Annotated in this window: 13 protein-coding genes and 1 pseudogene; 9 read left to right on the top strand and 5 right to left on the bottom strand. The window is 67.3% G+C overall.

Annotation, left to right across the window (positions count from 1 at the left end; translation table 11 throughout):
• Positions 1 to 342: 342 nt before the first annotated feature.
• The 4 genes and pseudogenes from NWF24_RS11845 to NWF24_RS11830 form a co-directional block, all read right to left on the bottom strand.
• Entirely contained in the window at positions 343 to 1,266 is a 924-nt protein-coding gene (locus tag NWF24_RS11845) for a pirin family protein (protein ID WP_258354337.1), read from the bottom strand.
• 31 nt (positions 1,267 to 1,297) lie between these two features.
• Positions 1,298 to 1,849 (bottom strand): flavodoxin family protein, encoded by a 552-nt coding sequence (locus tag NWF24_RS11840; RefSeq protein WP_258354336.1) that lies wholly within the window; start codon positions 1,847 to 1,849, stop codon positions 1,298 to 1,300.
• Between the two features lie 34 nt (positions 1,850 to 1,883).
• Positions 1,884 to 2,312 (bottom strand): annotated as a pseudogene (locus NWF24_RS11835) (DoxX family protein); the annotation flags it as partial.
• A gap of 73 nt (positions 2,313 to 2,385) precedes the next feature.
• Positions 2,386 to 3,087, bottom strand: a complete 702-nt coding sequence (locus NWF24_RS11830) for a pirin family protein (RefSeq protein WP_258354335.1) — start codon at positions 3,085 to 3,087, stop codon at positions 2,386 to 2,388.
• Positions 3,088 to 3,247: 160 nt separating this feature from the next.
• Here NWF24_RS11830 and NWF24_RS11825 point away from each other — a divergent pair, with 160 nt between their 5' ends.
• From NWF24_RS11825 to NWF24_RS11805, 5 genes are all read left to right on the top strand, one after another.
• Positions 3,248 to 4,201, top strand: coding sequence for a LysR family transcriptional regulator (locus tag NWF24_RS11825; protein WP_258354334.1), 954 nt, complete (start codon positions 3,248 to 3,250; stop codon positions 4,199 to 4,201).
• Between the two features lie 130 nt (positions 4,202 to 4,331).
• Positions 4,332 to 5,435, top strand: coding sequence for an NAD(P)/FAD-dependent oxidoreductase (locus NWF24_RS11820; RefSeq protein ID WP_258354333.1), 1,104 nt, complete (start codon positions 4,332 to 4,334; stop codon positions 5,433 to 5,435).
• 7 nt (positions 5,436 to 5,442) lie between these two features.
• Complete coding sequence (gluQRS, locus tag NWF24_RS11815; RefSeq protein ID WP_258354332.1) at positions 5,443 to 6,405, top strand: tRNA glutamyl-Q(34) synthetase GluQRS; 963 nt, start codon at positions 5,443 to 5,445, stop codon at positions 6,403 to 6,405.
• Positions 6,402 to 7,172, top strand: a complete 771-nt coding sequence (gene trmB / locus NWF24_RS11810; protein ID WP_258354331.1) for a tRNA (guanosine(46)-N7)-methyltransferase TrmB — start codon at positions 6,402 to 6,404, stop codon at positions 7,170 to 7,172. Before gluQRS ends, trmB begins: the two co-directional genes overlap by 4 nt.
• A 113-nt stretch (positions 7,173 to 7,285) precedes the next feature.
• Positions 7,286 to 8,452, top strand: a complete 1,167-nt coding sequence (locus NWF24_RS11805) for an ABC transporter substrate-binding protein (RefSeq protein WP_258354330.1) — start codon at positions 7,286 to 7,288, stop codon at positions 8,450 to 8,452.
• Positions 8,453 to 8,467: 15 nt separating this feature from the next.
• Here NWF24_RS11805 and NWF24_RS11800 read toward each other — a convergent pair whose 3' ends face one another.
• Positions 8,468 to 9,190 carry a Crp/Fnr family transcriptional regulator gene (locus tag NWF24_RS11800; protein WP_258354329.1) on the bottom strand — a complete coding sequence of 241 codons (723 nt, stop codon included), beginning with the start codon at positions 9,188 to 9,190 and terminating at the stop codon, positions 8,468 to 8,470.
• A 121-nt stretch (positions 9,191 to 9,311) separates the two neighbouring features.
• Between NWF24_RS11800 and NWF24_RS11795 the strand changes: the two genes are divergently transcribed.
• From NWF24_RS11795 to NWF24_RS11780, 4 genes are all read left to right on the top strand, one after another.
• Positions 9,312 to 9,902, top strand: coding sequence for an HD domain-containing protein (locus NWF24_RS11795; RefSeq protein ID WP_258354328.1), 591 nt, complete (start codon positions 9,312 to 9,314; stop codon positions 9,900 to 9,902).
• 23 nt (positions 9,903 to 9,925) lie between these two features.
• Positions 9,926 to 10,693 (top strand): class II aldolase/adducin family protein, encoded by a 768-nt coding sequence (locus tag NWF24_RS11790; RefSeq protein ID WP_258354327.1) that lies wholly within the window; start codon positions 9,926 to 9,928, stop codon positions 10,691 to 10,693.
• Between the two features lie 106 nt (positions 10,694 to 10,799).
• Positions 10,800 to 11,678, top strand: coding sequence for a bile acid:sodium symporter family protein (locus tag NWF24_RS11785; protein ID WP_258354326.1), 879 nt, complete (start codon positions 10,800 to 10,802; stop codon positions 11,676 to 11,678).
• Positions 11,679 to 11,685: 7 nt separating this feature from the next.
• The gene (locus NWF24_RS11780) at positions 11,686 to 12,612 is read left to right on the top strand and encodes a LysR family transcriptional regulator (protein ID WP_258354325.1); all 927 of its coding nucleotides are present in this window, start codon (positions 11,686 to 11,688) and stop codon (positions 12,610 to 12,612) included.
• The last annotated feature ends 39 nt before the right edge of the window (positions 12,613 to 12,651 follow it).

Below are 12,651 nucleotides of genomic sequence, written 5' to 3'. Positions count from 1 at the left end.
CCCGCATATTCCAAGAGAAAATGATCGATGCCAAAATTTTTTCAGATCACGCGTACTTTGAGCGCGCGCATATGAATGCCGCCGAAGTTGTTCGGCAGGGTCAGCGAGGAACTGGAGCTGAGCGAGTGATCGTTTCGTCAGTCTGGGGCGTGCGGGCCCAACACCATTGCAAACAATGGTTGCCCGCCGTCAGGCGGCAGACAAAGCCGCCGAGAGTGCGAAGTAGTTTGCAGCCGCCGCAATGAAAAATGCCCACCAGGCAAACGCCCGGCAGGCATATATCTCGGGTGTCATCCGTACTGCTCGCGCAACTCGCGTCACGCCGATGCAGTGCAGCTCGCTTTAAACCGGCGTGGTACCCGTATCGGGTTCGCGCACGCCGAAGGGCTTGCCGGGCAGCGGAATGAATTCGGTCTCGCCGGGCACGTGGCCCATGCGCTGGGCAGCCCAATCGGAGCCGGCCTCGAGAATGCGCTCGCGCCGGCTCGACACGAAATTCCAGGTGATGTAGCGCGGGCCGTCGAGCGGCTCGCCGCCGATCACCATCAGGCGCACGGCGGCGTCCGCCGTGAGCACCGCACCTTGCCCGTCGGACAGCACGGCCATGGTGTGCTCCTCGACCAGCTCGCCATTCACGCTGACATCGGCATCGACCGCGTAAATGGCCAGCTCGGGTGCCAACGCGGGCAATTCGAAGCGCCCGCCCGCAGGCAAGGCGATGTCGAGGTACACGGTCTGCGAGAGCGTCTTGACCGGCGAGCGGGCGCCGAAGGCTTCGCCCACCAGCACGCGCACCGCAACGCCCTGCTCCACCAGTTCGGGAATCGCATCGGCAGGCGTGTGCTCGAAGCTCGGTTCGGTTTCTTCATGCGCCTGCGGCAGCGCGGCCCACAGCTGCAGGCCGTGGTTCACGTAGGTGTCGGCCTTGAGGCGATCGGGCTTGCGCTCGGAATGCACGATGCCCTTGCCGGCGGTCATCCAGTTGATGGCGCCGGGAAGAATCTCCTGCACGCTGCCCAGGCTGTCGCGATGCATCATCGCGCCCTTGAAAAGATACGTGACCGTCGAGAGGCCGATGTGCGGATGAGGCCGCACATCGTGCTCGCTGCCTGGCTGCTCGGTGGCCGGGCCGAAATGGTCGAAGAACACGAAGGGGCCGACCGAGCGGCGATGCGCCGCGGGCAGCAGGCGCCGCACCTTGAAGCCACCGCCGAGGTCCTTGTCGTGCGGCTTGAGCAGTTGGGTCTCGGGGGCGGTGTCGGTCATCGTGTTTCTCCGTGGGGCGGCGGGTTGCCGGTTATCCGCGTGATCTTGCCACTGTGCCGATGCGCTCGCCGAATGCGCGGGCCGTGTCGAAATCGCCCTTCTGCATTTCAGCGGGGCTGGCGTCCGACGGCGATTGCGTCAGCAGGCCGCCGTAGCCGCCCACGTAGTTCATCGAGTCGCGCGTGGCGGCCTTGCTGTTGCTCGGCAGGATGCCCATGCTGATCCAGATGCCGCTGTGCTGCATCGCAAGCGTCCACAGGTAGGTCATGGTCGTGACCTTGTCGCCGTTCATGGTGGCGCTGTTGGTGAAGCCGGCGAAGAGCTTGTCCTTCCAGCCCTGCGTGTACCAGACCTTCGACGACGCATCGGCGAACTTCTTGAACTGCCAGCTCACGCCGCCCATGTAGGTCGGCGAGCCGAAGACGATGGCGTCGGCCGCAGCCAGCAGCTCCCAGCCGCCTTCGGGCAGGTTGCCGTCCGCGTCGATGGCGAGCAACTGGGCGCCCGCGCCGTCCGCCACGGTTTGCGCCACGCGCTGGGTGTGGCCGTAGCCGGAATGGAAGACGACGACGATGTTTGCCATGTTTGGGTGCTCCTGGGTGGGTGAGGTGCCGAGATCAGCGCTTGTCGATGCTGAAGCGGCCGGCGCCGAAGCCTGCGAGGGCAAGCAGGCCGCCTGCGATGGCGATGTTCTTGTTGAAGTTGATCTGCTGCATCATCTTCATGGCGTCAGGTGCGGACCAGTACTTGTGGAAGAACAGTGCGGTGGCCACGGTGAAGATCGCCATCACGATCGCGGTCCAACGCGTCTTGAAGCCCAGCAGCAGCGCGATGCCGAGACCCAGCTCGACGATGATCGCAATGGCCGCACCCACTTCGGGTAGCGGCAAGCCGACGGACGTGATGTAGCCAACGGTGCCGCCGAAGCCCATGAGCTTGCCGATGCCGGCGGGAATGAACAGGTAGGCGATCAGGATGCGGCCGATCAGGGCCAGCGTGTCTTGTGCCGAATTAGGTGCAGTGGTTGTAGTTGCCATGATTGAAAAACTCCTCGGTTGTTGAAATTGAAAAGGGAAAGGGGAAAGAAAAAGCCGGGCGGCAAGCGCCCGGCAAGGGGGATCAGGCGGCCAAGTCGAACACCAGCACTTCGGCGTCCTTGCCGGCGCCCAGCGTCAGTTGCGATTCGCCTTCGAGCATCGCGGCGTCGCCGCCCACGAGCTTCTGGCCGTTCACTTCGAGCTCGCCGCGCACCAGGTGCACGTAGCTCTTGCGCTTCGGGTCGAGAGCCAGGCTGGCCTTCTCGTCGCCGTCGAGCAGGCCGGCAAACAGGCGCGCATCGGCATGCACCGTCACCGAACCGTCGTTGCCGTCGGGCGAGGCCACGAGGCGCAGCTTGCCGCGCTTCTCGGCGTCGCTGAACTTCTTCTGCTCGTAGCCGGGCTCGATGCCGCGCACGTTCGGCTGGATCCAGATCTGCAGGAAGTGCGTGGTCTCGTCGGCCTTGTGGTTGAACTCGCTGTGCATCACACCGCGGCCTGCGCTCATGCGCTGCACGTCGCCGGGTGGAATGCTTTCCACGTTGCCCATGCTGTCCTTGTGCGCCAGCTCGCCCGAAAGCACGTAGCTGATGATCTCCATGTCCTTGTGGCCGTGGGTGCCGAAACCGGCGCCCGCCGCCACGCGGTCTTCGTTGATCACCCGCAGGTTGCCGAAGCCCATGTGCTCAGGGTCGTAGTAGTTGGCAAAAGAAAAGCTGTGGAACGAGCGCAGCCAGCCATGGTCGGCATAACCGCGTTCCTGTGATTTACGGACTTGCAACATCGTCAAACTCCTTCGGCCCTGCCCTGTGGGGGTGTGCGGGCCTTTTTCGTATGCCGCGCCGGATGCGCAGCGGATGTAAAGAACTTTAGGCCCGCACCCCATTCGGAAAGACGCCGCGGTTTGATGGCACCATTCAAAAAATTTGATCAATGGAGCCGCCATGCCCAGTCCCAGAGACGTGCTGACCCCCGACGCCCTTTCCATGCTCCAGACCGTTGCCAGCACCGGCAGCTTTGCCGCCGCCGCCCGCGCCCTCGACCTCGTGCCCAGCGCGCTGAGCTACCGGGTGCGCCAGATCGAGGACGCGCTCGACGTGCTGCTGTTCGACCGCAGCGCCCGCCAGGCGCGGCTGACCGAGGCCGGCGCCGAGTTGCTGCGCGAGGCCGACCGGCTGCTCAACGAGATCGACGCGGTGGCCAACCGCGTCAAGCGGGTGGCCACCGGCTGGGAGCCGATGCTGACCATCGCGGTCGACAGCGTGATCGCGCGCGATCCGCTGCTCGACCTGGCCACCGCCTTCTTCGCGCTGGAGCCGCCCACGCGGCTCAAGCTGCGCGACGAGACGCTGCTGGGCACCATCGAGGCGCTGACCAGCGGCGAGGCCGACCTGGCCATCGGCGCGGTGCTCGATGCCGCGAGCCTGGCGCTCACCGCCACGGGCATCCGCACCCGGCCGATCGGCGAGTTGCGCTTCGTCTATGCGGTGGCGCCCCACCATCCGCTGGCACGCCTGCCCCAGCCTCTGAGCGACGCGGTGATGCGGCAGTACCGCGCGGTGGCCGCGGCCGATTCGGCGCGGCACGGACCGAGCATGACGGTGAACCTCATGGGCGGGCAGGACGTGCTCACCGTGCCGAGCATGCAGGCCAAGATCGCGGCGCAATTGCACGGGCTGGGCGGCGGCTTTCTGCCCGAGCCGATGGCGCGGCCGTACATCGAGGCCGGGCATCTGGTCGAGCTGAAGACCGAGCGCATGCCGCCGATGGGAACGATGCACTGCGCATGGCGCGTGCGCAGCGCGGGCAAGCCGGGGCGGGCGCTCGAATGGTGGCTGGCGCAGTTCGAGCATGAAGGCACGCGGCGTGCGTTGCTCGAGCGGCATCGGGGTCGATGAGGGGTCGATGAGTATTGCCGAGGATTCGCGCAGCGCCGCTAAGGGTGTGTCCTCAGGCGAAGCGGCTCTCGGACCGATGTAGAGTGCAGACACATCCAACCGCATTCCATCCAGAAGAAAAGAGTTCGTCATGAGCACTCGCGCAACTGCAAAGAAGCCGGCCAAGGCCGCCGACCGTCACCGAACCCCAGCCACCCCACGCGCGCCGCGCAATTTCGCCGTCATCGGCGCCGGCATCGCCGGGGTGGCTTGTGCACGAACGCTGGTGCAGGCCGGCCACAAGGTCACGCTGTTCGAACGCGAGGCCACGGCCGGCGGGCGCATGGCGAGCATCGACACCGCCTTCGGCCGTTTCGACAGCGGCGCCCAGTACTTCACCGTGCGCGATCTGCGCTTTGCGCTGGCACTCGAAAGCACGCCCGGCCTGTGCAAGCGCTGGAGCGCAAACCTCGTGCGAGTGCTCGACGCCCACGGCCGCGTGGCCGAGGCGGCCCTGCCCTCGCTCGAACCGCACTGGGTGGCGCAGCCCGGCATGGATGCACTGGCCGCCCACTGGGCCAAGCCGCTGGGCGACAGTCTCATTACCGGCACGCAGGTCACGCAGATCGAGCCCGACGCGCTCGATGCGAAGCGCTGGCAACTGCGCACCGCGGGCACCGACGACTCGCAGCACGTGTACTCCGGCTTCGACGCCGTGCTGCTCGCCGTGCCGCCCGCACGCACCCGTGCGCTGCTGGGCGACGGCAAGCTCTCGGCCACGCTCAGCCGCAAGATCGAACCGGTGCGCATCGCCCCCTGCTGGACGCTGATGGTCGCCTACCCCCAGGCCAACCAGCCCACCATGTCGCACCTCGGCCCGCAGTGGAATGCGGCGCGCAGCACCCATCACCGCGTGGCGTGGCTGGCGCGCGAGTCGTCCAAGCCCGGCCGCGAGCCCATCGAGCGCTGGACGCTGCAGGCCAGCGCCACGTGGTCGCAAGAGCATCTGCGCGACACGCCCGCGCGCGTCGAAGCCAAGCTGCTGCGCGCCTTCGCCGAGATCACCGGCATCCATGCCACGCCCGCGCACGCCCAGGCCCTGTGCTGGAACGAAGCGCAGACGCAGGTGCCCGTGGGCACCACGCACCTCTGGGACAGCAAGGCCCGCATCGGCGTGGCCGGCGACTGGTGCACCGGCCACCGCGTCGAAGACGCCTTCCTCTCGGGCCTGTCGCTCGCGCTCGACGTCATCTGATCGGGAGATGAGGGAGACCGGCCGCTTCGCGCCCTCGCCCACCGGCCCGCTGCACGCGGGCTCGCTGGTGGCTGCGCTCGCGAGCTGGCTCGACGTGCGCGCCCGCGGTCCGCAGGCGCGCTGGCTGATCCGCATCGAAGACGCCGACACCGAGCGCTGCCTGCCCGGCATGGGCGAACACATCCTCCAGCAACTGGCCGATTGCGGCCTGCTGCCCGACGAAGTCCCGGTGTGGCAAACGCAGCGCACCGCGCGCTACGAAGCCGCGCTGGCGCGGCTACAGGGGCGCGGCCTCGCCTACCCCTGCGGCTGCTCGCGCAAGGACATCAACGAAGCCCTCGCACGGCTAGGCCAGCGGCACGAGCGCCACGGCGAGCGCGTCTACCCCGGCACCTGCCGGGATGGGCTGCACGGCAAGCCCGCGCGAGCCTGGCGCTTCGCCACCGAAAAATTCGAAGCCGACCGGCCGCCCACGCCGGGCGTGCCCTGGGATGAAACAGCCGATTCCGGCACCGGCAGCGAACTCTGCTGGACCGACCGCCGCCTCGGCCGCCAGTGCCAGAACGTGAGCCGCGAGGTCGGCGACTTCGTGCTGCGCCGCGCCGACGGCCCCTGGGCCTATCAGCTCGCCGTGGTGGTCGACGATGCCGAACAGGGAGTGACCGACGTGGTCCGCGGCGAAGACCTCACCGACAACACCGCCCGCCAGATCCTGCTGCAGCGCGCGCTGGGCTTTCCCACGCCCAGCTACCTGCACACGCCGCTGGTACGCGGTGCGGACGGCGACAAGCTGTCGAAGCAGAACGGCGCGACCTCCATCGACACTGGCTCGCCCGCCGCCGCGCTGGCCGCGCTCGATGCGGCCGCGCGCGTGCTCGGCCTGCATCCCACCACGGCCACCAGTTGCGCAGACGCACTGGCCGCCTGGGTGCCCGAATGGCGCGCTCTCTACAATTCGCGGCCTCCATGAACTTTCCCGACACCGTGCCCAACGACATCCCGCGCAGCGAAGATGCGCCCACTCCAGACGCCAGCGACGACGATGAAGCGGCCAAGCCGCACCCGCTGCACCGCCGCCTCAAGAGCTTCGTGAAGCGCGCCGGCCGCACCACCGACGGCCAGGCACGCGCTTTTTCCGAACTGGGCCCGCTTTTCCTCGTGCCCTACAAGCCCGAGCCGCTCGACCTGACTGCGGCTTTCGGCGGCCGCGCCGGCCCGACCGTGCTGGAAATCGGCTTCGGCATGGGCGAGGCCACCGCGCACATCGCGACCGTGCTGCCCGAGACCAATTTCCTCTGCTGCGAAGTGCACGAGCCCGGCGTGGGCGCGCTGCTCAAGCGCATCGGCGAGCAGTCGCTGTCGAACATCCGCATCTGCGCGCACGACGCGGTTGACGTGCTCGACCACATGCTGCAGCCCGGTACGCTGGCCGGCGTGCATGTGTTCTTTCCCGACCCGTGGCACAAGAAGCGCCACAACAAGCGCCGCCTGATCCAGCCCGAGTTCGTGACCAAGCTCGCGCAGCACCTGCGCCCCGGCGGTTACATCCATTGCGCCACCGACTGGCAGCCCTACGCCGAGCAGATGCTCGAAGTGCTCGCGGCCGAGCCGCTGCTGCGCAACACGGCCGAGGGCTATGCGCCCAAGCCCGAATACCGCCCGCTCACCAAGTTCGAGAACCGCGGCATCAAGCTGGGCCACGGCGTGTGGGACCTGGTGTTCGAACGCGCTGCCTGAGCGGCCTCGGCCTTTCCCGGGCCCTCTCATCAGGGAATTCCGCCCCGGCACCCGACTTCCCCCCTGGCCCCGTTATTGCTACACTTTTTTACTAATGTGAAAGAAGGTGTCCAATGAACCCATCTCGCAGGGAATGGTTGAGCAAGGCGGCGTTGGGCGCACTGGCGCTGGGAAGCGGTATCGCCCACCCCGTCATGGCCCAGTCCACGCGCGCGGCGGGCGGCACACCGCGTGTCGTGCTGCTCGGGCAATCGGTGCCTCTCACCGGCAGTGCCTACGAAATAGGCACCGCCTTCGCCGCCGGCAGCCGCTTGGCGGTAAGCGACTTCAACGACAAGAACGCCGCCAACGGCCTGCAGCTGAAGCTGCTTCAACTCGACGACGGCTACGACGCGGCCCGCGCCGCTGCCAACGCGCGCACCCTGCTCACCACCAACAAGGTCGACATGCTCTTCGGCTTCGTCGGTACGGCCAGCAGCGAGGCCGGCGCCAACGTCGCCACGCAGCAGGGCAGCCTGCTGTTCGCGCCCTTCGCGGCCTCCGACACACTGCGCGGCGCCGAACATCCCAACGTGTTCCACGTGCGGCCCGGCATGATCGACGAGGCCCTGAAGATCGTGAAGCAGTGCGCCACCGTGGGGCAGACTCGCATCGCGCTGGTGGGCGACGACGACGCCATGGGCCGCGCCGGCCTGGCGGCCGTCGAGCAGGCCATCACCGAGCTCAGGCTCACGCCCCTGGTCGCGAGCGCGCTGGTGCCGGCCACCGGCAACAAGCTCGACGCGGCCCTGAAGACGGTGCAGCAACAGTCGCCCCAGGCCATCGTGCTGGTGTCGCTCTCGGGCACCACGGCCAATGCCATCCGTGCACTGCGCAAGAGCGGCTACGCGGGCAGCTTCATGGCCTTTTCCATCGTCGGCATCGATCCGCTCTACGCCACGCTGGGCAAGGACATCGGCGGCATCGTGATCTCGCAGGTGGTGCCTTCGCCACGGCCGTCGGCCATTCCCATCGTCAAGGAATACCTCGCGGCCGTGGACAACTCCGACCAGACCGCGTCGTACGAAGGCCTCGAAGGCTTCATCGCGGCCAAGGCTGCCGGCGAAGCAGTGCGCCGCGCCGGCCGCGGCTTCAACACCGCGAGCCTGCAGCGCGTGATGTCGGGCATGACCGACTACGACGTGGGCGGCTTCCGCATCAACCTGCGCCCGGGCCTGCGCGACAGCGTGCGCAACATCGACTTGATCAGCATTTCTGCCGACGGTCGGGTCTTGCGCTGACGGCGGCGCAAGGGCTCAGCCCAAGCTCACCAGCTTCTGCAGCACATCGAGCGACAGCAGCTCGATGCGCCCGTAACGCAGCGCGACCACGCCCTCGCCCGCCAGCGCATTGAGTTCTTTCGATAGCGTCTGGCGCGTCACGCCGAGCATCATCGCCAGCGCCTCCTGGGGCAGTTGCAGCTCGTGGCGCAGGTGCACCGACTGCGTGGCATCGCCGCGCGCCAGCACCAGCAGCCGGTGCGCCACGCGGGCGCGCAGGCTGCGCAGCGTGGCGTCTTCGGCCAGGCCGTAGAGCATGCGCACGCGCGCTGCGAGCATCGCGGCAATGGCGTTGGAGAAGACCACGTCGCGCATCAGCTGCACGAAAGCCTCGGGCGGCACCATCAGCAGGTCGAGTGCCTCCAGCGCGGTGGCGTCGTGCGTGCGCGGCGAGCCGTCGATCAGCGTGATCTCGCCAAACCAGTTGCCGGGCTCCAGCACCGCGAGGATGGCCTCGCGCCCATCCTGACGTAGTGAAGAAATCTTGATGGTGCCCGCCACCAGTCCGTAGAAGCCGCCGCCCGCCGCGTGGATGGGGTCGCCCTGGCGGAACACCATCGCGCCGCGCCGCACGTGGTGGAGTTCGGCCGCGCCCAGCAGCGCCTCGCGCTGGGCGCGCGGCATGCTCATGAACCACGGATTGCCCTCCAGCGCGGCGCGGTGCGCAGCGGAAAGACGCGGTCTAGGGGAAGCAGCCATGGGCATGAACCGCTGCGAGGCGGGGGTTTACCAGAACCCCACATTGTCAAATTCTTGACAGTTCAAGGTCAAGCGCAGGCATACAGTGGCCGGCACCCCACAAGAACGGAGACCCCCAGCGATGAATGCACGCGCAAGTTTCAAGAGCATGCAGGAAAGCACGCGCGAAGACTGGCAACTGATCGGCGGCGAATTCATGCAGTTCACGACCGGCCTGCCGGCGCGCGTGATCAAGCACCTGCAGATTCTCGAAGGCGACTACGGCGGCTTTCCGGTCGACCGCTACACCCACTCGCTGCAGACCGCCACCCGCGCCCTGCGCGACGGCCGCGACGAGGAGTACGTGGTGTGCGCGCTGCTGCACGACATCGGCGACACGCTGGGCAGCTTCAACCACCCCGACATTGCCGCCGCCATCCTCAAGCCCTTCGTGAGCGAAGCCAACCACTGGATGGTGCAGAACCACGGCATCTTCCAGGGCCACTACTTCTTCCACCACATCGGCCTGAACCGCGACATGCGCGACAACTTCAAGGGCCACCCGCACTACGAGCGCACGGCCGAGTTCTGCGCGCTCTACGACAACCCCGCCTTCGACCCCAAGGCCGAGACGCTGCCCATCAGCGAGTTCGAGCCCATGCTGCGCCGCGTGATGGCGCAGCCGAAGCAGAGCATCTACAAGGCCGCGCTGACCGAGCCCGCGGCCGCCTGACATCGACAAGAGGAAACCTCATCATGAACGCCTTCTCCCAACCCGAAATCCAGAAGCTCGTCTCCGCCGAGGAGTGGCAGCTTCGCGTCGACCTCGCCGCCTGCTACCGACTGGTGGCGCTCTACGGCTGGAGCGACCTCGTGTTTACGCACATCAGCGCGCGCATTCCCGGCCCCGAGCACCACTTCCTGATCAACCCCTACGGCCTGATGTTCGACGAGATCACCGCGTCGAGCCTGGTCAAGGTCGATCAGCAGTGCAACAAGATCATCGACTCGCCCTACCCCGTGAACCCGGCAGGCTTCGTCATTCACAGCGCGGTGCATGCCGCGCGTGAAGACATCCAGTGCGTGCTGCACACCCACACCAAGGCCGGCATCGCCGTCAGCGCGCAGAAGAATGGCGTGCTGCCCATCAGCCAGCAGTCGACCTTCGTGCTGGCCTCGCTGGCCTATCACGACTACGAAGGCGTGGCCTTCCGCGACGACGAGAAGCCGCGCCTGCAAGCCGACATGGGTAATGCCAACTTCCTCATGCTGCGCAACCACGGCCTGCTGACCTGCGGCAAGACCATTGCCGACGCCTTTCTTTCGATGTACACCTTCGAGAACACCTGCCAGATCCAGATTGCGGCGCAATCGGGCGGCAGCGAACTCACGCAGGTGGACCCACGCATCGTGGAAGGCGTGGGCCAGGCCATGAAGGTGCAGACCGGTGGCCTGGGCGGCCAGTTCGTCTGGCCTTCGCTGATCCGCAAGCTCGACCGCATCGACGACAGCTACAAACAATAAGACAGCGTCGACCCCGGTTTCCACGGCTGCCAGCGCCTGCACGACAGGTGCTGGCGGCTATTTTTTTACGCATCAAAACTACAAGAACCAACGAGGAGACAAATCCATGGACGCCACCGTCGTCGTCACCCGCTTCCTGTTCGGCGCGCTCGCGCTCGTGATGTTCGGGCTCGGGCTTTCGCTTTCGCTCGCCGACTTCAAACGTCTCTTCAAGCACCCGAAGGCCGTGACCATCGCGCTCTTGCTGCAGGTCATCGGCTTGCCGCTGGCGTGCTACGCGATCATCGTGGGCTTCGGCCTGTCGCCCGTGTTCGCGGTGGGGCTGATGCTGCTCGCGGCCTCGCCCGGCGGCATTTCGGCCAACCTGTTCTCGCACCTGTTCGGCGGCAACGTGGCGATGAACATCTCGCTCACGGCCGTGAACACGCTGCTGTCCATCGTCACGCTGCCGCTCATCGCGAACTGGGCCATCGGCTATTTCGCGCAGGGCGGCCAGGTAGTGCCGCTGCAGACACGCAAGCTGGTGGAAGTGATTGCCATCGTGCTGGTGCCGGTGGCCATCGGCATGTTCGTGGCCTCGCGCAGCCCCGGCTTCGCGGCGCGCATGGAAAAGCCGACCAAGATCTTCAGCGGCGTGGTGCTCGCGGTGGTGACGGTGCTCGCCATCGCCAACGAGTGGAAGACCATGGCGGCCACCTTCGCAGAGATCGGTGTGCCGGTGCTGCTGTTCAATCTCGTGAGCCTGCTCGCGGGCTACTACCTGAGCCGCGCCGCGGGCCTCGACAAGCCGCTGGCCACCGCCATCAGCTACGAGATCGGCATTCACAACTCCACGCTGGCGATCTTCATCGCGGTGAGCGTGCTCGGCAGCTTCCAGCTCGCGCTGCCGGCGGCCATCTACTCGGTGGTGATGTACATCACCGCGCCGCTGTTCGGATGGTTGCTGTTGCGCCGGCCCGCGCCGGCCGCCGTGCCTGCGCGATGATCGGACGATGGAACTCCGGCAACTGCGCTACTTCGTCAAGGTCTGCGAGCTTCGCAGCATGGGCCGCGCGGCGGTCGAACTGGGTGTGGTCACCTCGGCGCTGAGCCAGCAGATCAGCCGGCTCGAGAGTGAGCTTTCCACCCGGCTGCTGCAGCGCAGCTCGACCGGCGTTGCGCCCACCGATGCGGGCGTGGCCTTTCTCCACCAGGCTCAGCTCACGCTGCGCCATGCCGACGACGCGGTGCGCGCCGCGCAGCAGGCGCGGCTCTCGGGCCACGTGAGCGTGGGCCTGGCACCCACCACCGCCACGGTGCTCGGCGTGCCGCTGATGCGCGCCATGCGCGAGCGCTACCCCGAAGTGCGGCTGCACATGGTCGAGGCGCTGTCCGGCCACCTCACGACCATGCTGCAGGCGCGGCAGCTAGACCTGGCCGTGCTGTTCCAGACCGACACGCCGCGGCGCTGGAGCGTGACGCCGCTGCTGGCCGAAAAGCTCTTCGTCATCGCGTCCCCCACGCTGGCGCAGCGCCCCACCGGCGCCCGTGTGCGCCTGTCCCAACTGGCCGAACTGCCGCTGATCCTGCCCAGCGGCAGCCACGGCCTGCGCGCCACGCTGATGGCTGCCTTCGCGCGGGCACGCATCGTGCCGCGCATCGTGGCCGAAGTCGACGGCCTCGCGCTGCTGATGGACGCGGTGCGCGCCGGCCATGGCGCCACCATCCAGCCCGGCGCCGCCACCGCGCGGCACGACCGCGACGACCTGCAGCTCACACAGATCGCCGATGCCCACGTGGGCCGCCGCAACCTGCTCGTGAGCCTGTCGGACGACGAGCTCTCCCCCGCCGCGCTGGCCACCCGCGTGGTGATGGCCGACACGGCGCGCGCCCTGGTGCGCGAAGGTCTCTGGGCCGGTGCCAGTCTTCACAAAAACTGAACACCCGTTGCCCGGATCGGCCTTTCGCCTGAAGGCCAG

The sequence above is a fragment of the Variovorax paradoxus genome, assembly GCF_024734665.1.
Classification (GTDB): domain Bacteria; phylum Pseudomonadota; class Gammaproteobacteria; order Burkholderiales; family Burkholderiaceae_C; genus Variovorax.
This window is presented reverse-complemented; position numbering and strand designations above follow the sequence as displayed.